The following is a 23,245-nucleotide window of genomic DNA, read 5'->3' as shown; positions in this document are numbered from 1 at the left end:
GGGAGCTTTCGCCCCGTCGGGACCTGCACTCAGAGCCCGAACGTGTTGGTCGTCACGCGGTCTCGGTGATCGGACGGTCCACCCAGCTCATCATGCCGCGCAGCTTGCGACCGGTCTCCTCAATCGGGTGAGCCGCGCCTTCCTGACGCCACTTGGTGAAGTTCGGACGGCCGTTGTCGTCCTCGGCGATCCACTCACGAGCGAACTCACCGGACTGCACCTCGGAGAGAATGCGCTTCATCTCTTCCTTGACGCGGGCGTCGATGACGCGCGGGCCACGAGAGTAGTCGCCGTACTCGGCGGTGTCCGAGACGCTGTAACGCATCCGGGCGATGCCGCCCTCGTACATCAGGTCGACGATGAGCTTGAGCTCGTGCAGGCACTCGAAGTAGGCGATCTCCGGGGCGTAGCCCGCCTCGGTGAGCACCTCGAAACCGGTCTGCACCAACGCCGACGCGCCTCCACAGAGGACGGCCTGCTCACCGAACAGGTCGGTCTCGGTCTCCTCCTTGAAGGTGGTCTTGATGCCGCCGGCCCGGAGGCCGCCGATCGCCTTCGCGTACGAGAGGGTGAGCGCGAACGCGCTGCCCGTCGCGTCCTGGTCGACGGCGACGAGCACCGGCACGCCCTTGCCGTCGACGTACTGGCGGCGGACCAGGTGACCCGGGCCCTTGGGAGCCACCATCGCGACGTCCACGTTGGCCGGTGGGGTGATGAAGCCGTAGCGGATGTTCAGGCCGTGGCCGAAGAACAGCGCCTTGCCCGCGGTCAGGTTCGGCTCGATCGCCTCGGCGTAGAGCTTGCGCTGGGCGGTGTCCGGCGCGAGCACCATGATGACGTCGGCCCAGGCGGAGGCGGCGGCCGGCGTCTCCACGCGCAGCCCCTGCTCCTGTGCCTTCTCCCGGCTCTTCGAGCCCTCCGGCAGGCCGATCACGACGTCGACGCCGGAGTCACGCAGCGACAGCGCGTGCGCGTGCCCCTGGCTGCCGTAGCCCAGGACGGCGACCTTCTTGCCCTGGATGATCGACAGATCGGCGTTGTCGTCGTAGAAAACCTCTGCGGTCATTGCTTCCCTCTCGCGTGTTTCGTTAGGCGGCGCGAAGCGCCGGCCCGGTCGTGATGGAACGGGAGCCACGCCCGATCGCGACCATCCCCGACTGGACCATCTCTTTGATCCCGTACGGTTCGAGGTCGCGCAGCAGCGCGTCCAGCTTGTCCGAGGTGCCGGTCGCTTCGATAGTCAACGTGTCAGCGGCCACGTCGATGACGCGGGCGCGGAACAGGTCAACCGTCTCGAGCACCTGAGAGCGGATCGCGCGGTCGGCGCGGACCTTGACCAGGACGAGCTCGCGCTGCACGGACTGCACCGGGTCGAGCTCGACGATCTTGAGAACGTTGACCAGTTTGTTGAGCTGCTTGGTGACCTGCTCCAGCGGCGACTCGTCGGCGTTGACGACGATCGTGATGCGGGAGATCTCGGCGTGCTCGGTCTCACCGACCGCCAGCGAGTCGATGTTGAAGCTCCGCCGGGAGAACAGCCCCGACACCCGGGCCAGGACACCGGGCTTGTTTTCCACGAGCACCGACAGCGTGTGCTTGGTCATTACAGCTCATCCTCGTCGAAGGCCGGGCGGACGCCGCGGGCGAACATGATCTCGTCGTTGCTGGTGCCGGCGGCCACCATCGGCCACACCATGGCGTCTTTGCCGACCACGAAGTCGATGACCACCGGGGCGTCGTTGATCGCCATCGCGGCCTCGATCGTCTTGTCGACGTCTTCCTTCGTCTCGCAGCGCAGCCCGATGCAGCCGAGCGCCTCGGCCAGCTTCACGAAGTCGGGGATGCGGTGCTTGTGCGTGCCCAGGTCGGTGTTCGAGTAGCGCTCGCCGTAGAACAGCGTCTGCCACTGCCGGACCATGCCGAGGTTGCCGTTGTTGATCACAGCGACCTTGATCGGGATGCCCTCCAGCGCGCAGGTCGCCAGCTCCTGGTTGGTCATCTGGAAGCAGCCGTCGCCGTCGATCGCCCACACCGTCGTGCCCGGCATGCCGACCTTCGCACCCATCGCCGCTGGCACCGCGTAGCCCATCGTGCCGGCGCCGCCGGAGTTGAGCCAGGAGTGCGGCTTCTCGTAGCTGATGAACTGCGAGGCCCACATCTGGTGCTGGCCGACGCCGGCGCAGTAGATCGCGTCCGGTCCGGCGATCTTGCCGATCCGCTCGATCACGTACTGCGGCGCGAGCGTGCCGTCGGAGGGCTCGTCGTAGCCGAGGGGGTAGCGCTGACGCAGGTCGTCGAGCTGGCCCCACCACGCGGTGCGGTCGCCGGTGCGACCGGCGGCCTGCTCGGCGGTGATAGCGCCGATCAGCTCGTCGATCACGAAGCGGGCGTCACCCACGATCGGGACGTCCGCAGCGCGGTTCTTGCCGATCTCGGCGGGGTCGATGTCGGCGTGGACGATCGCCGCGTCCGGCGCGAACGAGTCGAGCTTGCCGGTCACCCGGTCGTCGAAGCGCGCGCCGAGGCAGACCAGCACGTCGGACTTCTGCAACGCGTAGACAGCGGCGACCGTGCCGTGCATGCCGGGCATGCCGAGGTGCTGCTGGTGCGAGTCGGGGAAGGCGCCGCGGGCCATCAGCGTGGTGACCACCGGGATGCCGGTCAGCTCGGCGAGCTTGCGCAGCCCCTCGGTGGCGCCGGCCTTGAGCACGCCGCCGCCGACGTACAGGACGGGGCGCTTGGCACTGCTCATCAGCCGCGCGGCCTCGCGGATCTGCTTGCCGTGCGGGTGCAGCGTCGGCCGGTAGCCGGGCAGGTCGAGCGTCGGCGGCCAGGAGAACGTGGTCTGCGCCGTCAGCACATCCTTGGGCACGTCGACCAGGACCGGGCCGGGCCGGCCGGTGCTGGCCAGGTGGAACGCCTCGGCCAGGATCTGCGGGATCTCCTCGGCGTTCTGCACGAGGAAGTTGTGCTTCGTGATGGGCAGTGTGATGCCCTGGATGTCGGCTTCCTGGAAGGCATCCGTGCCGATCGACGGGCGCGGCACCTGACCGGTGATCGCGACGATCGGGACCGAGTCCATGTACGCGTCGGCGATCGGCGTGACCAGGTTGGTCGCGCCCGGCCCGGAGGTGGCGATGCAGACGCCGACCTTGCCGGTGGCCTGGGCGTAGCCGGTGGCCGCGTGACCCGCGCCCTGCTCGTGGCGGACGAGGATGTGGCGGACCGACGAGTCGTAGATCGGGTCGTACAAGGGGAGGATCGCTCCACCCGGGATCCCGAACGCGACCTCGACGCCGAGCGACTCGAGCGACTTGACGAGCGACTGCGCGCCGGTGATCTTGGCCGGGGCGGGCGGGGCGGCCGGCACCGGGCGCTCGGCCTGGTGCCGCTCCGTCGGCTGCTGGCGCTCGGCGTGGTTGCCGTGCGCCGCCTGGGCGGCGACCGTCGCGGGAGTGGCGTGGATCCGATGGGCGATGGTCTCGGGAGTGGGTCTCGTCATGGCGGGTGCCTTCGCTCGGTTCTGCGCTCGTGTGGTGTTGGTGTTCTTTGGTGACCTTCGGTGATCGGGGTCACGTGTGTCCGGGCACAAAAATGGCCCTCGTGCAGATGCACGGGGCCGGCGCACTCTCTAAGAACGAGAGTGCGCTCAGGTAAGTACTCGAGACGACCAGCGTGGCGACATGGGGCTAACTCTGACGTATCTCGCGGGATGAGTCAACTGATCCCACATCTTGGACGGGGGGTGTCGGGGCGAGCCGCTGGGCGGGCGGCGCGAGCTCCCCACACGCAGGGCGATCAGCGATCTTGTCGGTCTTGATCTTTTCGGGTCGGGCGCCCGGGGATGTGGACGCGTCGAGCAACGCCTCGAAGTGCTCCGCCGGCACACCCCAGCCGAAGAGCTGGCCCTGGCCGAAGCGGCACCCGGCGCCCTGGACCGCGGCCTGTTCGCGCTGGTTGGTGACACCCTCGGCGATCACTTCGAGGCCGAGCCGGTGGCCTAGCCGGACCACGATGTCCACGAGCGGGCCGCCCTGGGTTTTTCCCTTGCCGGAGGGCTCGATCCCGCCAGCCAGCGTGACCAGCGGTGCGAGCCCGTGGTCGACGCTCGGCTCGGTCTCGGCGACCAGGCTGTGGTCGATCTTGAGGATGTCGATCGGCAGGCGGCGGAGCTGGCCGAGCGAGGAGAACCCACTGCCGAAATCGTCGAGCGCGATGCGTACGCCGATCGCGCGCAGCGCCCGCAACCGCTTGATCAGCTCGTCGAGGTCGATGGCGACCGCCTGCTCGGTCACCTCCAGCACCAGCCGTTGCGGCGGGACGCGGTGTGCGCGCAGGGCGTCGGCGACCTGGTCGACATATTCGGCCGCGTGCAGCTCGCGCGGCGAGACGTTGACGCTGACCCAGACGTCGTGCCCGTCGGCCAACCACCGTGAGAGCTGGTGGCATGCCTGATGGAGGACCCAGGCGCCGATCTTGGCGATCATGCCGCACTCTTCGGCGATCGGGATGAACTCGTCGGGCCGCACGGCGCCGAGAACCGGGTGGTGCCAACGGATCAGCGCCTCGGCACCGACCGGGCGGATCGACGGCATGATCACCACGGGCTGGAACGCGAGATGCACCTCGCCCCGGTCGATCGCGCCGCGCAGCTCGTGCTCGATCGTGGTGCGCCGGCGCAGGAGCTGGTCGTAGGAGGCGTGGTAGCGCTCGACCCGGTTCTTGCCGCGCTGCTTGGCATAGCGCAGCGCGAGGTCGGCGTGCTGGAGCAGCGTGGTGTCGTCGGCCGCCGTCTCGGCGCCGGCGACGCCGATGCTGACGCTCAGGAAGACCCGGCCGGACTGCTGCTCGTAGGGCTTGTTGAGCACCCCGAGCAGGCGCTCGGCGGCACCCAGCGCCTCGTGCGGCTTGGCCCACATCAGCACCGCGAACTCGTCGCCGCCGAGCCGGGCCGCCACGTCGCCGGGGCGCAGGTTCATCCGCAGCCGCTGGCCGACCTCGACCAGCACGTCGTCGCCGACGTCGTGGCCGCGCATGTCGTTGACGTTCTTGAAGCCGTCGAGATCGAGGCCGAGCAGCACGCACGGCTTGTCGGGCTCGACCTCTTCGGCCAGCGCGCGGAGCAGACCGCGCCGGTTGGCCAGCCCGGTGAGCGGGTCGGTGTGCGCGAGCTCCTTGAAGTGTGCCTCGCGGTCCTGCATCCGGATCGCGTAGTTGCGCACGTCGCGGAGCGCCACGAACTGCCGGACGGCAAGGGCGAAACCCTCCAGGCTGCCGAGCGCGATGCCCATCATGGTGATCTGCCCGCCGGCCATCACGTGCACCATGCCGGAGATCGCCATCGCCATCATCGGGACGAACGCGTAGGACGCACCGCGCCGGATGACGTCGAGCTCGGCGATCGCCTCGGTGTCCTGGCCGCGACCGGCGAACGCGACGACCATCAGCGCGATCGGCATCACCACGCCGCTGAGCGTGGCCAGACCGGGGCCGCCCTGGCAGAGCCCGGCGGTGAGCCCGACGCCGCAGGCGGCCACCGAGATCGCACCGCAGCCCATCAGCAGCAGGCGCAACCGGGAGCCGGCGCCGCGCATGGTGACGATCACGACGATGCCGACCGCGAGCGCCGCGGCTCCGGCGGCGATGAAGATGCCGACGCACGGCCGCGGGGTCGCCGAGCCGAAGATCTGGGCCGGTGGGGAGACCAGCACCCAGCCGACGAACCACAGCGCGAACGCGATCACCAACGCGTCGAGCAGGTGCCGGCCGGCGATCCGCCGGGTGCCGGCCGCCCACGGCAGCCGGAGCAGACCGGCGCACATCACCGTGGAGCTGATCGCCGTGCCGATGCCGATGCCGATCGCGAAGTTGGTGCGGGCCGCCTGGTGGTGGCCCCATTGCTCGGCGAACGTGAGGACACCGACGAGGGCGATCGCGGTGGTCAGCGCGGCGAGGGCGCTGCCGATCGCGAGCATGAGGTGGGCCTGCCGGGCGGCGCCCACTCGGGCGCGCGCCGATGAGACCAACAGGACCGTGACGACCGCGGCCGCCAAGGTGCCTGCGGCGGCCGCCAACGCAGCACCAGTCCCGAAGTGCACGCATCAACTGTGCAGGATCGAAACCGTGCATGGGGGACTCTCTGTGCGACGTGTGAGGTACTGGCTCGTTGCGCACATTCCGGCATATGGCGCAAATCACGCCCGCTGTTGTCTCGCCTGGTGGACGTTTGGCGTACCTCACGAGCGCTCATCCGGTTTCGTGGTGCGAGACTTGACAACATGCCTGAACTGCGTTCCAGAACTTCCACCCACGGGCGGACGATGGCGGGAGCCCGGGCCCTCTGGCGGGCCACCGGGATGACCGACGACGACTTCGGTAAGCCGATCGTGGCGATCGCCAACAGCTTCACGCAGTTCGTACCCGGGCATGTGCACCTTCGCAACATGGGCTCGCTGGTGTCCGAGGCGGTGACGGAGGCCGGCGGCGTCGGCCGCGAGTTCAACACGATCGCCGTCGACGACGGCATCGCGATGGGCCACGGCGGCATGCTCTACTCGCTGCCGAGCCGCGAGCTGATCGCGGACGCGGTCGAGTACATGGTGAACGCGCACTGCGCCGACGCTCTGGTCTGCATCTCGAACTGCGACAAGATCACGCCGGGCATGCTGATCGCCGCGCTCCGGCTCAACATCCCCACCGTGTTCGTCTCCGGTGGGCCGATGGAGGCCGGCAAGACGATCGCCGTCGACGGCGTCGTGGGCAACAAGCTCGACCTGATCGACGCGATGATCGCCTCCTCCAACGACTCGGTGTCCGACGCCGAGTTGAGCGAGATCGAGAAGTCCGCCTGTCCCACCTGCGGGTCCTGCTCCGGCATGTTCACCGCCAACTCGATGAACTGCCTGACCGAGGCGATCGGCCTGGCGCTGCCCGGCAACGGCTCGACGCTGGCCACGCACTCGGCCCGGCGCCGGCTCTTCCTCGACGCGGGGCGCACGGTCGTCGACCTGGCCAAGCGCTACTACGACGGCGACGACGAGTCGGTGCTGCCGCGCAACATCGCGACCCGGCCGGCGTTCGAGAACGCGGTCGCGCTCGACGTGGCCATGGGCGGTTCCACCAACACCGTGCTGCACCTGCTGGCCGCGGCGCGCGAGGCCGAGCTCGACTTCGGTGTCACCGACATCGACGCGATCTCGCGCCGGGTGCCGTGCCTGGCCAAGGTGGCGCCGAACACGCAGAAATACCACATGGAAGACGTGCACCGCGCCGGCGGCATCCCGGCCATCCTGGGCGAGCTGGCCCGGGGCGGGGCGCTGGACACCTCGGTGCACTCGGTGCACTCGTCCTCGCTGTCCTCCTGGCTCGACGAGTGGGACATCCGCAGCGGTTCCACTTCGCCTGAGGCGGTCGAGCTGTTCCACGCGGCGCCGGGCGGGGTGCGGACCACCGAGCCGTTCTCGACGTCCAACCGGTGGTCCACGTTGGACACCGACGCCGCCGACGGGTGCATCCGGGACTTCGCGCACGCGTACACGGCCGATGGTGGTCTGGCCATCCTGCACGGGAACCTGGCGCCGGAAGGCTCGGTGGTGAAGACCGCCGGTGTCGACGAGGAGCTGTGGAATTTCCGCGGGCCGGCCAAGGTGTTCGAGTCGCAGGAGGACGCGGTCGACGCGATCCTGGCCAAGGAGATCCAGCCGGGCGACGTGGTGGTCATCCGCTACGAGGGGCCGCGGGGTGGGCCGGGCATGCAGGAGATGCTCTACCCGACCTCGTTCCTCAAGGGACGCGGGCTCGGCAAGGCATGCGCGCTGATCACCGACGGGCGGTTCTCCGGGGGTACGTCGGGCCTGTCCATCGGGCACGTCTCGCCCGAGGCGGCCGGCGGCGGTCTGATCGCCCTGATCGAAGAGGGCGACGAGATCGTCATCGACATCCCTTCTCGTGCGCTGACACTCAACGTGTCGGACGACGTTCTGGAAGCTCGGCGGATCGCACAGGAGAAGCGCGACAAGCCCTACACGCCGATCAACCGGGTACGGGCCGTGTCGGCGGCACTGCGGGCGTACGCGTCGATGGCGACCTCGGCCAGCGACGGCGCTTACCGGAAGGTGCCGGAGTAGCTAGTCGTTGACGCAGCGGAGCACGGGCTTGCTCGTCAGCTTCCGTTCGTCCAGGGCGGCGGCGGTCACGATGGTGAAGGTGACCGCCTCGCCCGGGAACAGGTTTCTCAGGGCGTCGTCGGCCTCCGCGGCCGGGTCCAGCCGGTCCGGATAGACGGTGAGGTCCCGCAGGAACGTGCGGGCCGTGACGGTCAGCTTGTTCCGTCCTTTCAGCGCGACGTCGTAGGCGGCCTGTGGGTACGCGATGTCCTTGTCTTCCGCGTAGAAGTGCCAGGCGCGGTCGGCTCCGTCTGCCTCGGCCCAGAGCACTTCCGCGCGCAGGTCGTCCGGTCGGCTCACGTCGTGTGCCAGCTCTTCCTTGCCGTATGGCGCGACGGTGACCTTTAGCTTCCTTTCTTCCTGGCTCTTGCCGTCCAAGGTGGACCTTTGCACGGTGAGCTCGGTATGCCAGGGCGTCGCGGTCTCGTTGACCAGCACGGCCCTGGTCTGGTCGAGGGTGAGGAGCCGGTCCGCGTACGCGCGGCGCAGGGCGTGCCACATGGGCTTGCGCCTGCCTTGGCCGTCCACCGCGCTCCAGGACGTGACCGGCCAGCAGTCGTTGAGTTGCCAGACGATCGTGCCCATGCAGTACGGCCGTAGCGCGCGGAAGTGCTCGACGGCGGTGGTGATGGCGCGGGCCTGGTTGACCTGGGTCAGGTAGTGCCAGTCGGCTGTGTCGCGGGGCTCTTTGAAGTGGGCGTCAAGTCCACGTTGGAGCTTCTGGTCACCGTCGGCCGCCCTCTGGTGGTGGCTCATCCCCGGGGAGGTCGGGGTCAGTGGGTCGTCTGTGATCGACGCTTCGATGGTGGCCCAGGCGGGGGGTGCCTGGTAGCCGAACTCCGCGACGAAGCGTGGACGGTGATCGCGGTAGTGGGCGTAGTCGAGCCTGTTCCAGACGTCCCAGATGTGCATGGTGCCGTGGGCGGGGTCGTTCGGGTGGCGGTCTTTTGTGCCTGACCACGGGCTGCCTGGCCAGTAGGGGCGGGTCGGGTCGAGTCTTTCGACGATCTCGGGCAGCACGCGGTGGTAGTAGCCGGCGCCCCACGTGCGCTCCCCGAGCTCCGCGCGCCAGCCCCAGTCTTCGTGGCCCCAGAGGTTCTCGTTGTTGCCGCACCACCAGAGCAGGCTCGGGTGGCTGGCGAGGCGGACCACCTGCTCGGCGGCCTCGGCCGCGACCTCGGAGGCGAACGGCTCTTCCTCCGGGTACGCCGCGCACGCGAACAGGAAGTCCTGGGTGACCATCAGGCCGTACTCGTCGGCGAGGTCGTAGAAGTCGTCGGACTCGTAGCGGCCGCCGCCCCAGACGCGGAGCAGGTTGACGTTGGCGTCCTGTGCCTGGCGGAATCTTTGCTCGAGTCGGTCCCGGGTGATCCGGGTCGGGAAGACGTCGTCCGGGATCCAGTTGACGCCGCGGACGAAGATCGGTTGGTCGTTGACGGTGACCGTGAAGGGGGTGCCGTGCTCGTCCGGTGCGGTGTCCAGGCGGACGTCGCGGAAGCCGATCTTCCGGTGCCAGGTGTCGAGCTTTGTGCCGGCGCTGTCGGTCAGGGTGACCTCGAGGTCGTAGCGGGGCTGCTCGCCGTAGCCCCGTGGCCACCAGAGCCGCGGGTTCGGCACGTGGACGGTGGCCGTGGCGGTGCTGTTGTCGACGGTGGTGCTGGCGGTGTGGCTGGTCGCGTGGCTGGCTCTGTCGCTGGTCGTGTGGCTGGCTCCGTGGCCGGCGGTTGTTTGGCTGGCTGTGTGGCCGGGTCTGTCGCTGGTCGCGTGGCTGGCGGTTGTTTGGCTGGCTGTGTGGGTGGCTGTGTTGTTTTCGGCGGCGTGGCTGGGTGTGTGGGTGGCGATCGTGGCGGTGAGGGTGAGCGGGCCGTCTGCGGCGCGCTCGATGTCGGCGTGCACGTCCACCCGGCCGGAGTTGGCGTCGACGGTCACCAGTGGACGGACCCGCTGCAGCCGGGCGGTGTGCCACAGGTCGAGCTCGATCGGTTGCCAGATGCCGGCGGTGACCAGCGTCGGACCCCAGTCCCAGCCGAAGTTGCAGGCCATCTTGCGGATGAAGTTGAACGGTTCAGGATAGGCGTTCGGCCGGTCGCCGAGTTCCCGCTGCCAATGCCGGGCGTACTCGCGGGCCGGCCGAAAGACGATCCTCAGCTCGTTGCTTCCGGGACGCAGACCGTCGCGCACGTCGAAGCGATAGGACCGGTGCATGTTGGCGGTGCTGCCCAGCGGGACGCCGTTGAGCTCGATCTCGGCGACGGTGTCGAGGCCCGCGCAGACCAGGTCGACCCGGTCGTGGCCGCCAGGCCCGTGCCAGGCGAAGGTCGTGGCGTAGTGCCAGGTCGTCTCACCGATCCAGTGCAACGCGGTCTCGTTGCGGTCGTGGAACGGATCCGGGATCAGGCCGGCGGCGAGCAGGTCGGTGTGCACGCAGCCCGGCACCGTCGCGGGAATCGGACCGACGGCGACGACTTCGGGCGGCACCTCAGCGCCCGACGCGGGCATCAGGGTCCAGCCGGAATTGAGCGGTTTCCGCATGGGCGTCGACCCTTCGCCGATCCGAGCTGCTGAACCGGATAAGTAGAATTGACGGTACGATGGGCGCGGGAATGCTGTCAACGGCGGTGATAGCTTGCCCTTGTCATGGTCCTGCGGGTGCGGGAGGCATTGGGTGAAGCGGCCGACGATTGCCGACATCGCCGCCCGAGCGGGCGTGTCCAAGGGCGCGGTCTCCTACGCCCTCAACGGCCAACGCGGCGTCTCGGAGACGACGCGACGCCGGATCCTCGCCATCGCCGAGGAGATCGGCTTCAACCCGCACAGCGCGGCCCGCGCCCTGTCCGGCGCGGCGGCCGACACCATCGGCCTGGCGTTGCGCCGGCCCGCCCGGGTGCTCGGCTTCGAACCGTTCTACATGGAGCTGATCAGCGGCGTCGAGGCGGAGCTGTCGGCCCGCGGCCAGGCGTTGATGCTGCAGATCGTGGCCGACGCCGACGCCGAGATCGGCGTATACCGACGGTGGTGGGGCGAACGCCGCGTCGACGGAGTGCTCGTCTGCGACCTGCGGGTCGGTGATCCCCGCATCCCGGTGGTGACCGACCTGCACCTGCCCGCGGTGGTGGTGGGCGGCCCGGAGGGCGTCGGCGACGTGCCGAACGTCTGGAACGACGACGCCATGGCGCTGATCGAGACCGTCGAGTACCTGGCGGCACTCGGCCACCGCCGGATCGCGCGGGTGGCGGGTCTGCCGGACCTGTGGCACACCCACGTCCGGGCGTCCGCGTTCAGGGGCGCGTGCGAGCGCCTCGGCGTCACGGCCGCGCTGACGGTGGGGACGGACTACTCGGGCGAGGAAGGTGCGCGGGCGACCAGACGCCTACTCAGCGGCGAGACGCGACCGACTGCGGTGATCTACGACAACGACGTGATGGCGATCGCCGGCCTGGGCGTAGCCCAGGAGATGGGCCTGACGGTCCCCGGCGACCTGTCCATAGTGGCCTTCGACGACTCGCCGCTGTGCCGGCTGGTGCATCCGGCGCTGACGGCACTGACGCGCGACATCCCCGCGTACGGTGCCCTGGCGGCACGCCACCTACTGGCGGCCATCGCGGGCCAGCCCGTCGGCTCGGTACAGGACGCGACGGCCAAGCTGGTGCCCCGGGCCAGCACCGCCCGCCCGACAACGTCTACTTAACCGGTTCATCCCAACGCCGGTGCAAATGCGGAACAGCCGCGAGCAGATTGCGGGTGTATTCGTGGCTTGGGTTGGTGAATACCGTTTCCGTAGGGCCGGCCTCGACCACCTCCCCGGCGCGGAGAATGACGGTGCGATCGCTGATGTACGTGCCCAGGGCCAGGTCGTGGGTGACGAAGAGAACGCCGAGCCCGGAAGACTTGAGCTCACCGAGCAGATTCAGCACGTCGATCCGAGTCGAGGCGTCGAGCATGCTGATGATCTCGTCGGCGACCAGTAGCCGGATGTCGAGCAACAGCGCCCGGGCGATCAGCATCCGCTGAAGCTGACCGCCGCTGAGCTGGTGGGGGTACTTGTCCAGCACGTCCGCGGGCTCCAGCCGCACCCCGTGCAGAGCCGTCTCGACCCGCTGCCGCCATTGGGCCGCGGGCACCGATCTGAAGAAGCCGTCACGTACCAGTGCGAAGACGCGGTCCGCCTTGAACACGGGGTTGAACGTGCTGAACGGGTCTTGAAACACGCCCTGCACCTGGCGGTGGTAACCGTGCAGCGCCCGCCCGCGCAGCCCCGAAACCTGGACACCGTCGAAGGTGACCCGGCCCTTGTTGGGCGAGGCGAGACCAAGCACCATGCGGCCGATCGTGGTCTTGCCGCTGCCGCTCTCCCCGATGAGCGAGACCACCTCGCCCGGCTCGACCGTCAACGACACGTCCTTGACCGCCGTCAGCTCGCGACTGCCGAACGCACCGAGCCGAAAGGTCTTCGACACCTGGTCAAGCCGCAGCATGCTGACCCCGCTCTCCGCCGTGCCGTGGATGGCGCTCGGCCGTCGCCTGATTGCTTCGGCACCCGGGCCGGGCCGCTGCGCGGTGTGGCGCGGCCCAAGCCTGGTCGCTTCGGCTCTCCAGCCAGGCCCCGGCGCGGTTGGGCCCGACCCAAGCCTGGCCGCCTCGGCCCTGCGGCCTTACCGCGGCACGGTCGCGCTCGCTCCAAGCCTGGCCGCTTTGGCTCCGCAACCGGACCACAGCGCCGTGGCGCCCGACCCGAACCTCGCCGCCTCGGCTCCCCCGCCGGACCACAGCGCGGTCGCACCCGACCCGAACCTCGCCGCCTCGGCTTCCCAGCCTGGCCGCCGCGCTGTGACGCTCGACCCAAGCCTCGCCTTCTCGGCTGTGCGGCCCGGCACTGGCGCGCGGCGGCCGCGTGGGTGGTGTGGTCATGAGCCTGCCTTCCAGCAGGCCACCTGGTGGTTCTTGGCGACTTCCACGAAGGGTGGCTGCTCCGCGCACTTGTCGAAGGCGAGCGGGCAGCGCGCGCGGAACCGGCAGCCCTTCGGCGGGTTGCGCAGGCCCGGCGGGCGGCCGGGTATGCCGGTTAACTTCCGTTCGCTGAATCGGGCGCCGACTTCGGGTAGGGCACCGATCAGTAGCTGCGTGTAGGGATGAAGCGGTTCCGTTACGACCACATCGGAGGGCGCCTTCTCGGCCAGGCGCCCCGCGTACATCACCATGATCGTGTCGGCGATCTGGTAGACCAGCGAGATGTCGTGGGTGACCACCAGCATGCCGCGCACGTAGCCCCGGTCCCGGAACTCGACCAGGGTTTGGGCGACCGCCCGCTGGGTCGACACGTCCAACGCCGACGTGACCTCGTCGGCCACGAGCAGGGCGGGGTCACAGAGGGTGGACAGGACGAGCACCACGCGCTGCTTCATGCCTCCGGACAGCTCGATCGGGTAGTTGTCGAGGACCGTCTCCGGTAGGCCGACCAAGGTCAGGCGACGGATCAGTTCCGGGCGCATGGTGGCGTACGACATTCCGTGCGCGCCCAGCAGGTCGGCAACCAGGCGGCCGATACGACGGGTCGGGTTGAGGGCGCTCATCGCGTACTGCGGGATGATCGACACGGACTTGAAGCGGAACCGGTTCATCGCGCGGTCGTCGCCGATCGGCAGGGGCTGGCCGTCGACGGTCACCGTGCCGCCCACGTGTCTCATTCGGTTGTCCAGGCGGACCAGCGACTTGCCCAATGTGGACTTGCCACAACCGGACTCGCCGACGACGCCCATGATCTCGCCGTCGTCCACCGTGAACGAGACGCCGTCGAGGGCCCGGACGTCGCCTCTGAGCGTCCGGTAGTAGACCCGGAGGTCGTCGACCTGGAGGCTCACGGTCACATCTCCCGCAGCTTGGGGTTGAAGACCTCGTCGAGGCCGACGTTCATCACGTAGAGCGCGCCGACGATCGCTGTGATCGCCGCGCCGGGTGGTACGAACCACCACCACAGTCCTAGATGGAGGGCGCTCCAGTGGACCGCGCTGTTCATCATCAACCCGAGCGAGATCGCGTCGGTCGGGCCCAGGCCGATGAAGTCGAGCGTGGCGGCCATCAGCACGGAGCCGCCGAACAGCAGGATGAACGTCATGAACAGGTAGGAGCTCATGTTCGGCGCGATCTCCCGGCGGATGACCGCGAGCGGGCGCATACCACTTAACCGGGCCAGGTCGACGAACTCCCGTGACCTCAGCGAGAACGTCTGCGCCCGCACCGCCCGGGCCACCCACGGCCAGGAGAACAGGCCGATGAACAGCGCCTGCATCGGCACCGAGGTGACGCCTACGTACGCGTGCAGGATGATCAGGACTGCCAGCGCCGGAAGCACGAGGACGATGTTGGTCAGCATGTTGAGCAGCTCGTCGACCAGACCGCCCCGGTAGCCGGCGACGAAGCCGACCGTCATCCCGATCAGCGCGGCCAGGCCGCCGCCGAGCAGGCCGACCACGAACGTCGACCGGATGCCGTTGGCGAACTGAAGAAACACGTCCTGCCCGAACGTGGTCGTGCCGAACCAGTACTCGGTCGAGGGTGGCGCCGCCGGCGGGCCCACGTACTCGTTGGGTCCGTGGTTCGTGAACAGCGGTGCGACCAGGCCGAGCACGAGGAAGCCCAGGATCACCACCACCGCGCCGACGACTTTCTTGTTGCGCAGCGCGAAATGCAGCGTCTCGCGGCTCCGGCCGGCCGGTGGGACAACCGGTTCAGCGAGCACGGGTACGCCAGGCGCCGCCAAGTGATCGGTGTCGGTCATGCCGCCCCCTCCCTTCGGCAGGCGGAGCAAGACCGACGTCGGCTGAGCCAACCGCGCTCGCTTCGCTCACTCACGCCACACCCTCCCTCCGATCCACGGGAGCAAGACCCACGACGACCGACCCAACCCCGCAGGATTCGCTCACTCACGCCACACCCTCCCTCCGGTCCACACCGGCGGCCGGCCCGACGAGGCGTGGACCGCGGTGATGCTGGCGCAGGAGCAAGACCCACGACGACCGAGGCGGAGCGGGTGCTCGACGACACCGCCGCCCACGACCCGGCCGACCCTGCGGTCTGGACCTCGCGGCTCCAACCCCGCACGCTTCGCTCAGTCACGCCGCCCCCTCCCTCCGGTCCGCGGAGCAAGACCCACGACGACCGAGCCAACCTCGCTCACTCACGTCGCCCCCTGCATGCCTGATCGGGTGCGTGGGTCCACCAGGACGTAGACGATGTCGATCACGAAGTTGGCTGCCAGCACGCCGATCACGATGAACAGGAAGGCGCCTTGCAGTAGGAAGAAGTCCTGGTTCTGGATCGCTTGCAGGATCAGGTGGCCGAGGCCCGGGTAGGCGAACACGATCTCGGTCACCAACGCGCCGGACACCAGGACGCCGAGCTGTAGGGCTAACCCGGTGATCTGCGGCAGGAGCGCGTTGCGGAAGGCGTACCGGCGGATCAGTCGGCGTGGTGCGCCGAGCGCCGCGAGATAGTTCGCGTAGTCGGCCTCCAGCTCGTAGATGATCAGGTTGCGCATGCCGATCGCCCAGCCGCCGAAGGCCACCAGGAACAGCGAGAGGAACGGTAGGAACCAGTGCCGGGCAAGGCTTCCGACGAAGACCCACGACCAGTCCGGGCGCAGTTCGAAGCTGTAGCCGCCGGCCACCGGGAACACTCCCGCCACGATGCCCAGGCCCCAGGCCAGCAGGATGCCGAGCCACATGTACGGCGTGGCGGTCAGCGCGTACGAGACCGGCAGCGCGGTGTTGTCCAGCCACGTGCTGCGGGCCGCCAGCGCGCCCACCTTGTTGCCGGCCCACCAACTCAGGAGGATCGAGGGCAGCAGGAGCGCCAGCGTGTACGGCACCGCGTTGAGGATGACGTCTGCCACCGGTGCGGGGAACAGCCAGACGCTGACACCCAGGTTGCCCTGAAACAGCTCTACCCAGTAGTTGACGTACTGGTTCCACAATGGAACGTCGAGCCCGAACACGTTCTCGTAGTACGCCCGCATCGGCGCGACCGCCTCGGGGTTCGAGACCGACGTGCGGGTCAGCATCCGCAGGACCGGGTCCCCCGGCATGAACCGGGGGATGATCCAGTTGATCGTCACCGCGACGACGAAGGTCAGCGCATAGATCGCGAGCTTGCGTCCGAAGTACCGCCTCATCAGGCAACCGGCTTCAGCTGGGTCAGCATCTTGATGCTGCCCATCTCCCACAGGTTGTTCCACGTGGTCGGCAGATCCTTGGGCGCGTCACCGGCCGACGACGGCCAGTTGGTCCAATGTGCTGTGTTGAACTGCGCCCAAAGACCGTTGTACCAGAGCGGGATCATCGGTAGCTCGGTGAGGTGGATCCGCTCCAGCTCGCTCATGGTGGTCTTGAACTCGGGAGCATCCTTCGCGGTACGCGCCAGCTTCTGCACCAGGTCCCACGCCGTCTTGTTCTCGTAGCGCGCGAAGTTGGCAGCGAACTGCTGCTTCTGGACGGGCAACTGGAAGACGTAGTTGTAGAAGTTCCACGGCGTGTTGGACAGGCCGGCCCAGTTGTTGAGCACCAGGTCGAACGTGCCGGCGGTGCGGGCGTCGTCGAGCGCACCGGCGTCGGGGAACTCGGGCACGACGTTGATCCCGGCGGCCTGCGCGCCGGCGCTGATCACCCGGGCCGCTTCCATCCAGTCGGTCCAGCCGGCCGGCACGATCAGCGACAGCTTGACCGGTTTACCGTCCTTGCCCTCGATGAAGCCGTCGCGGTTGGTGTCCTTGTAGCCCGCGTCCGCGAGGGTCTTCTTCGCCTTGGCGGTGTCGAAGCTGAAGCCGTTCTGGCTCACCACACTCTGGTCGACGAACTGGTCCCAGACCGGCAGCAGCCCCGTGGGGTTGGCCGCGCGGACGATGTTGCCGTACACCCCCTCGACGATCTTCTTCGTCTCGATCGAGCTGGCCAACGCCCGCCGGAACGCGACGTCGTTCATCGGCGCCTTGGTGGTGTTGGGGATCAGCATCGCGGTGTTGGCGGACAGCATGTAGGGCGGCTCGGCGTAGTACGTCTTGATCTTGAATTCGCCCTTGACCAGGTTGGCGATGCCCGGCAGGAAGTTGTTCGACAGGTCCATGTTGCCCTGCAGCAACAGCCCGAGCGCGACCTCGTTGCTGGAGTTGACGATGTCGACGATGTAGTTCGGCTTGACGTCGAGGTTAAGCGCTTTAGTTGCCCACCAGCCGGCCTTCTTCTTCCACACCATGCGGTCCTGGTCGTGGGTCAGGTACTCGTACGGCCCGGTGCCGACCGGCTTCTCGTTGGCGGTCGTCGTGATGTCGGCCTCGGAGCGCGACTCCCAGACGTGCTTGGGCACGATCGCGTTCTCGTAGAGCCAGTTCTCCCACTCCTGGATCCGTGGGTCGGAGAAGGTGAACTTCACGGTGCGCGGGTCGACCACGTCAACCGCCGACAACCAGGTCCAAAGATTGCTGTACGGGACGGCTTTGATCTTCCCGAGCTCGGCCGTGTACTTGACGTCGTCCGCGGTCAGCGGCTTGCCGTCGCTCCAGGTGATGCCCTCGCGCAGGGTCAGCGTGTAGGTCTTGTCGGCCCACTCGCCCTTCTCCGCCAGCCACGGGGTGATCTCCGTCTTCTGCGGGTCGAAGAGGAACAGCGTCTCGTACGCCAGCCCGACGGTGCCCATCGCGTAGCCCGGGATGATCGGGTTCCAACTGTTCGGCGGCCCCCACTGGGTGCCGCTCGTGTAGAGCGTCTCGTTGCGCGGATAAGCGCCGCCGCCTCCAGCGGGGCCGGGCAGTCCGCCCGCACCCGACGTGGCCGCGCCGTCGTCGCCGGTGCACCCGGCCATTCCCATGGTGAGCGCGAGCGCGCCCGCCACCAGCCACCTTGACCGCCTGCGCATTGCCGTCCTCCTCAACTGGGAGCTCCCGACGTGCGATGTAACGGAGATCACTTAACCGGGTAAGTAGAGACACTGAAACATGCGTTTCCCCTGTCGTCAAGAGCGCTCCCATCCTCTCTGGGCCATCGACGGAGGCACCGATGGGAGCGCACCCACTTAACCGGTTGCTTTAGCAGGCTTCGATGCCTTGGCGCCGTCGCCGTCGCGTACCGCCGACTCGGCTAGCATTTCGGGGTACTCGCGACTGGCGCAGCGAGGTGGAACTGACCACCGGGGAGCGACCGCAGGCAACGCCGCACCGCGCGCCTGGGTGTGGTGTTCGTCAGATGCCTCAGGAGACGCCGTGCACGTGCCACCGATCCCCCACCTGACCGCCGAAGACCCGCAGCTCGCCACGTTGATCGAAGCCGAGGCCACCCGGCAGCACGACAAGCTGCGGATGATCGCGTCCGAGAACTACGTCTCCGAGGCGGTGCTCGAGGCGAGTTCCACCGTGCTGACCAACAAATACAGCGAGGGCTACGCCGGCAAGCGCTACTACGAGGGCCAGCAGCTCATCGACCCGATCGAGACGCTGGCGATCGACCGGGCGAAGAGCCTGTTCGGTGTCGATCACGCCAACGTCCAGCCGTACTCGGGGTCGCCCGCCAACCTCGCCGTCTACCTGGCGTTCCTGCAGCCGGGCGACACCGTGATGGGCATGGCGCTGCCGATGGGCGGCCACCTCACGCACGGCTGGTCGGTCTCCGCGACGGGCAAGTGGTTCAACCCGGTCCGCTACGCGGTGAACCGGGAAACCGGCCGGATCGACCTCGACGAGGTACGCGACCTTGCCCTCGCCGAGCGCCCCAAGGTGATCTTCTGCGGCGGCACCGCCGTACCCCGGACCATCGACTTCCCGGGTTTCGCCGCGATCGCCCGCGAGGTCGGCGCCGTCCTGGTGGCCGACATCGCCCACATCGCCGGCCTGATCGCGGGCGGCGCGCACCCGTCGCCGGTCGGCCACGCCGACGTGATCACCACGACCACGCACAAGACCCTCCGCGGCCCGCGCGGCGCCATGATCATGGCGACCGCCGAGCACGCGACGGCGATCGACAAGGCAGTCTTCCCCGGCCTCCAGGGCGGCCCGCACAACCACACGACCGCCGCCATCGCGGTGGCGTTGCGGGAGGCGGGGACGCAGGACTTCCGCCGGTACGCGCACCATGTCGTCGCCAACGCGGCGGCGCTCGCGACCGCGCTGACCGAGCACGGTTTCACGCTCAGCTCCGGCGGCACCGACAACCACCTGATCCTGGCCGACCTGACCAGCAAGGACATCGCCGGCAAGCCGGCCGCCCAGGCACTCGACCGGGCGGGCATCGAGCTCAACTACAACACAGTGCCCTACGACACCCGCAAGCCGTTCGACCCGTCCGGCATCCGGCTCGGTACGGCGGCCCTGACCACCCGCGGCCTGACCGAGGAGCACATGCCGCAGGTGGCCGCGTGGATGGACGAGACGGTCGCGGCCGCGCTCAAGGACGACGAGGCGACCATCGACCGCATCGCCGGTGAGGTCCGCGACCTGCTCGCCGCCTTCCCGATGCCGGGGTACCGCGCCGCCTGATCAGCAACCGTGTGGGCGGGCCGGCACCGACGTGCCGGCCCGCCGCATGAGCAGCCGTGGGCTGGGCAGCATCAAGCCGCAGCCAAGCCCGCGTTACCGAGCGGTCGGCCGACGCCGCACCCAGCGCGTCGGCCGAGCGCCCCTGATCGTCAGTCGCCCGCGGGCGTTGCCGGAGTGGTCGGGGTCGCGGTCGCCGTGGGGGTCGGGGTCGGCGTGCCCGAGTTGGCCGGGCGCGGGCGTTCGACCACTGTGCGGTTGAGGGTGACCTGGGCCTGGCCCGTACCCCCGAGTTGGATGTCGTCGTATGCCTGCAAGGTCTTGGCGTCGTCGAAGTAGAGCACCGACATCTGCAGCGGCGTCGGCTGCTCGCCCTCCAGGCCGCGTAGGCCCGCACCGCCCGTCGAACCCTCGACCAGGACGCGGGCCGGGTTCGGGACGTTCGGCAGCTTCGGGAGCATGCGCACCTCGCGGTGGTGCAGGTGGCCGGCGAGGATGGTCGGGCAGACGCCGTTGAGGGCCGGCGCCGACTCCGGGTCGTGCACCAGGCAGATGTCGGCCGGCTTGCCGCTCGCCTTGATCGTCGCGGCCAGGCGGGAGCCTGCGTCGTACACCTGCTCGATGACCTGTCGTGAACGCCCCGCGCCGGTCGGTGACGTCTCCTTGTCGGGGGTGAAGCGCGGGTCACCGATGCCGGCGATGCGTAGACCGGCCACGTCGACGACCTGGTTCTCGAGGACGATCGCGCCGCGCTGGCGGCCGACCGCGGCCGCGGTGACGGCGGAGTCGTGATTGCCGCGGATGTAGACGTACGGGACGCCGAGCAGGGAGATCGAGCCGACGTAGGTGGCCTCCGGCTCGGAGCCCCAGTCGGTGATGTCGCCGGTGTCGATCACCGCGTCGATGTCGAACTGCTCGACCACGGTGCGGATCGTGGGCCAGGCCGACGGGTTCAGGTGCAGGTCGGAGACGTGCAGGATGCGGATGCCACCGTCGCTCTGCTCGTAGTTCGGCAGCTTGTTGACGGTCGTGTAGATCCGGCTGACGTTGGCGACGATGGCCTTGAGCTGCTCGGCGTACTTGCCGTAGTCCTGCGCGATCCGCCGTGCGTCACCGACGATCGCGGGGGCGTTGACCAGCAGGCCCTCGTACCGTGGCTGCTCGATCGAATTCGGCCGCAGCGTGCCGACCGCGAGCCCGAAGGTGCTCGTGGTGACCAGCAGGGCGACGCCGCCGCACCAGGCCGCGCGCCGGGTGCTGCGGAAAACCAGCAGGCCGATCACGACAGCGCCGAGGACCGAGACCGAGACGGTACGGAAGCCGAGCCGCAGGATGCCCGTCTGGAGGTCGTCGACCACCGTCTGGCTGGCCCGGGTGATCCCGGACGGGTCGCTGATCAGCGCCTGGGTGCGGCCCTGGTCGAGGGCGCCGAGCCGGACCGTCAGCCGCAGCGGGCCGTCGTGGCTGTTGATGTGCAGCGCGCCCAGCGGCGGTACGACCACCTCGGTCTCGCCGCTGGTCGCGGGGCGTACCGACATCTCGGCCTGGAAAGGGCCGATGTCCGTCTGCGCGCGGGCGCCGAGGAGCACGCCGACGACCAGGCCGACGAGGGAGACGCCGAGGATCGCGAAGAGCACGCCGGTGCGCCGGGTGAACCGGGACACCGCGGCGCGGCGCACGGCCGACCACATCCGGGCGCGCCGCCGCTGCGGCTTCGGCTCATCCTCCTGAGGGGTCACGTGATCCATCATTACCCGCTGCGCGCGCGGTCAACTCTTTCCCGCGCCGCCGTCGGAGAACACGAGACGCAGGATGCGGTCGTCGTCGGGCTCCGGGTCGCCCCGGCCGTCTTTGTTGGAGGTGCTGATCCAGAGCGAGCCGTCGGGTGCGGCCACCGCGGCCCGCAGGCGGCCGTATTCGCCCTGCAACAGCGCCCGCGGAGCGCCCAGGATCGTGCCGGAGTCGGTGAGCTCCATCGCCCACAGCCGCTCGCCGCGCAGGCAGGCCGCGATCAGCAGCCGGTCGATGATCGCCGCGCCCGAGCAGGACGACTCGCTGGTCGGCCAGGTGACCAGCGGATCGACGAACTTGCCCTGGTTGGCACCCTCGGCCTTGCCCTCGACCGTCGGCCAGCCGTAGTTCTTGCCCGGCCGGATCTGGTTGATCTCGTCCCAGGTGCTCTGCCCGAACTCGGTGGCCCAGAGCCGCTTGCCCGCGTCCCAGGCGATGCCCTGCACGTTGCGGTGCCCCAACGACCAGACCAGCGAGTTGGGGAACGGGTTGCCGGGCGCCGGCTTGCCGTCGGGCGTCATCCGCAGGATCTTGCCGCCGAGACTGGCCTTGTCCTGCGCGAGCCCGCGCTCCGAGGCGTCGCCGGTGGTCACGTAGAGAAAGCCGTCAGGCCCGAACTCGACCCGACCGCCGTTGTGGATGCCGGACAGCGGAATCCCGGTGACGATCGGCTGCGGCTGCCCACCCAACGTCATCTTGGCGACGCGGTTGTCCTGGGCGGTCGAGTAGTAGACGAAGATCGTCTTGTCGCTGGCGTACTTCGGGGACACCGCGATGCCGAGCAGCCCGCCCTCACCCTGCGCGTCGACCCCGTCGAGCGTCTGGACGGTGGTCACCTTGAGCCCGTTGGTGTCGGACTCGGGACCGACCTTGCGAATCCGCGCGGTGTCGCGCTCGGTGACGAGCGCACCACCGTCGGGCAGGAACGCGATGCCCCAGGGCACCTCGAGCCCCTTTGCGACGACCGAGACCGCGACCGACTGGTCGAGCCCGCCGCTGGTCTTCGACGGATCGGCCGAGGGCTTGGGGAGGTTGGGCGGCTTGCCCGCGGCGTCAGGCTCGGGCGGCCCGAACGCACAACCGCCGGCTGCGAACAGCAGCGCAGCCACAACCCCGCCGGCAAACCCGCGGCGTAGGCGTCGTCGGAACGAGGGATGGCCGGTCACCCGGCACAGCCTAGCGGGGCTGTCTGACAAGTCGGTGCGCATGCATCAACGGAGCCGTGCGGCGGGTCCGTGGTTCCCCGAGGTCAGGCCTCGACGAGCGGTTCGGACACGATCCAGAGGTGGCCGTAAGGGTCGGCGAACCGTCCGTCTTTCATGCCGTAGCCGTGGTCTGCGACCGGGAAGACGGTGGTGGCACCGGCCTCGAGCAGCGACTTCGCGGCCGCGTCGGCGTCGGTGACGCCGAGATGCATGATCACGGGGGTGCCGCCGAGGGAGGTCGGGGCCCGGTCGCCGCCGTCCTCGTCCTTGAGGTGGAGCCGTGAGCTGCCGATGGTGAGTTCGGTGTGGACGATCCGCCCGTCGTCGTCGGTATAGCGCTTGCCCTCGGCGGCGCCGAGCGCCCGCTGGTAGAACGCCACGGCGCCGGCTCCGTCCGCTACGACAAGGCGTGGGATCACTTCGGTCACGAGTTCCATCTGCCCATCGTCACCCTGTCTGTCGGTCACGGCTGGGACGAATCGCATGGTCCGACGGATAAGCCGGGCAAATCGGTGTTCCCGGGTCCGCGGCGGGGCGCGACCGTCGCTCCCGCCGGGGACCGCTCCGCTTCG

Annotated in this window: 16 protein-coding genes and 1 riboswitch; of the genes, 3 read left to right on the top strand and 13 right to left on the bottom strand. The window is 69.0% G+C overall.

Annotated features, from left to right (window positions below):
• Positions 1–52: 52 nt before the first annotated feature.
• The 4 genes from ilvC to BLV39_RS18850 all read right to left on the bottom strand — a co-directional run bounded on the left by ilvC (position 53) and on the right by BLV39_RS18850 (position 6,074).
• Complete coding sequence (ilvC, locus tag BLV39_RS18865) at positions 53–1,066, bottom strand: ketol-acid reductoisomerase (RefSeq protein WP_090793981.1); 1,014 nt, start codon at positions 1,064–1,066, stop codon at positions 53–55.
• A gap of 22 nt (positions 1,067–1,088) precedes the next feature.
• Positions 1,089–1,604 (bottom strand): acetolactate synthase small subunit, encoded by a 516-nt coding sequence (gene ilvN / locus BLV39_RS18860; protein ID WP_090793977.1) that lies wholly within the window; start codon positions 1,602–1,604, stop codon positions 1,089–1,091.
• Positions 1,604–3,502: an acetolactate synthase large subunit gene (locus BLV39_RS18855; protein WP_090793974.1), complete on the bottom strand. Its 1,899-nt coding sequence runs from the start codon at positions 3,500–3,502 to the stop codon at positions 1,604–1,606. The genes ilvN and BLV39_RS18855 overlap by 1 nt, the downstream gene beginning before the upstream one ends.
• Before the next feature lie 187 nt (positions 3,503–3,689).
• Positions 3,690–6,074 carry a putative bifunctional diguanylate cyclase/phosphodiesterase gene (locus tag BLV39_RS18850; protein ID WP_373315397.1) on the bottom strand — a complete coding sequence of 795 codons (2,385 nt, stop codon included), beginning with the start codon at positions 6,072–6,074 and terminating at the stop codon, positions 3,690–3,692.
• A gap of 204 nt (positions 6,075–6,278) precedes the next feature.
• Between BLV39_RS18850 and ilvD the strand changes: the two genes are divergently transcribed.
• Complete coding sequence (gene ilvD / locus BLV39_RS18845) at positions 6,279–8,126, top strand: dihydroxy-acid dehydratase (protein ID WP_090793971.1); 1,848 nt, start codon at positions 6,279–6,281, stop codon at positions 8,124–8,126.
• Here ilvD and BLV39_RS18840 read toward each other — a convergent pair whose 3' ends face one another.
• Positions 8,127–10,697 carry a glycoside hydrolase family 2 protein gene (locus BLV39_RS18840; protein WP_239083842.1) on the bottom strand — a complete coding sequence of 857 codons (2,571 nt, stop codon included), beginning with the start codon at positions 10,695–10,697 and terminating at the stop codon, positions 8,127–8,129.
• A gap of 133 nt (positions 10,698–10,830) precedes the next feature.
• Between BLV39_RS18840 and BLV39_RS18835 the strand changes: the two genes are divergently transcribed.
• The gene (locus BLV39_RS18835; protein WP_090793968.1) at positions 10,831–11,853 is read left to right on the top strand and encodes a LacI family DNA-binding transcriptional regulator; all 1,023 of its coding nucleotides are present in this window, start codon (positions 10,831–10,833) and stop codon (positions 11,851–11,853) included.
• Here BLV39_RS18835 and BLV39_RS18830 read toward each other — a convergent pair.
• From BLV39_RS18830 to BLV39_RS18810, 5 genes are all read right to left on the bottom strand, one after another.
• On the bottom strand, positions 11,846–12,640 hold the full coding sequence (locus BLV39_RS18830; protein WP_090793964.1) for an ABC transporter ATP-binding protein: 795 nt from the start codon (positions 12,638–12,640) through the stop codon (positions 11,846–11,848). The genes BLV39_RS18835 and BLV39_RS18830 overlap by 8 nt on opposite strands.
• Positions 12,641–13,069: 429 nt before the next feature.
• Positions 13,070–14,023, bottom strand: a complete 954-nt coding sequence (locus BLV39_RS18825; protein WP_090797523.1) for an ABC transporter ATP-binding protein — start codon at positions 14,021–14,023, stop codon at positions 13,070–13,072.
• A 2-nt stretch (positions 14,024–14,025) separates the two neighbouring features.
• Positions 14,026–14,940 (bottom strand): ABC transporter permease, encoded by a 915-nt coding sequence (locus BLV39_RS18820; protein ID WP_090793961.1) that lies wholly within the window; start codon positions 14,938–14,940, stop codon positions 14,026–14,028.
• Between the two features lie 399 nt (positions 14,941–15,339).
• On the bottom strand, positions 15,340–16,332 hold the full coding sequence (locus BLV39_RS18815; RefSeq protein WP_090793958.1) for an ABC transporter permease: 993 nt from the start codon (positions 16,330–16,332) through the stop codon (positions 15,340–15,342).
• Positions 16,332–18,068 (bottom strand): ABC transporter substrate-binding protein, encoded by a 1,737-nt coding sequence (locus BLV39_RS18810; RefSeq protein ID WP_090793953.1) that lies wholly within the window; start codon positions 18,066–18,068, stop codon positions 16,332–16,334. Before BLV39_RS18810 ends, BLV39_RS18815 begins: the two co-directional genes overlap by 1 nt.
• A gap of 230 nt (positions 18,069–18,298) precedes the next feature.
• Positions 18,299–18,387: riboswitch (ZMP/ZTP riboswitch) on the top strand.
• A 24-nt stretch (positions 18,388–18,411) separates the two neighbouring features.
• Between BLV39_RS18810 and BLV39_RS18805 the strand changes: the two genes are divergently transcribed.
• Positions 18,412–19,680: a serine hydroxymethyltransferase gene (locus BLV39_RS18805; protein ID WP_090793949.1), complete on the top strand. Its 1,269-nt coding sequence runs from the start codon at positions 18,412–18,414 to the stop codon at positions 19,678–19,680.
• A 149-nt stretch (positions 19,681–19,829) separates the two neighbouring features.
• On the opposite strand, the gene BLV39_RS18800 is transcribed toward BLV39_RS18805, so the two are convergent.
• From BLV39_RS18800 to BLV39_RS18790, 3 genes are read right to left on the bottom strand one after another with little or no spacing between them, the layout of a single operon-like run.
• Complete coding sequence (locus BLV39_RS18800) at positions 19,830–21,425, bottom strand: metallophosphoesterase family protein (protein ID WP_373315393.1); 1,596 nt, start codon at positions 21,423–21,425, stop codon at positions 19,830–19,832.
• Between the two features lie 21 nt (positions 21,426–21,446).
• Positions 21,447–22,676, bottom strand: coding sequence for a PQQ-dependent sugar dehydrogenase (locus tag BLV39_RS18795; RefSeq protein ID WP_090793941.1), 1,230 nt, complete (start codon positions 22,674–22,676; stop codon positions 21,447–21,449).
• A 41-nt stretch (positions 22,677–22,717) separates the two neighbouring features.
• Positions 22,718–23,110: a VOC family protein gene (locus BLV39_RS18790; RefSeq protein WP_090793937.1), complete on the bottom strand. Its 393-nt coding sequence runs from the start codon at positions 23,108–23,110 to the stop codon at positions 22,718–22,720.
• Positions 23,111–23,245: the final 135 nt, after the last annotated feature.

It is taken from the genome of Asanoa ishikariensis, assembly GCF_900107455.1.
In the GTDB taxonomy this organism is placed as follows: Bacteria; Actinomycetota; Actinomycetes; order Mycobacteriales; family Micromonosporaceae; genus Asanoa; species Asanoa ishikariensis.
This window is presented reverse-complemented; position numbering and strand designations above follow the sequence as displayed.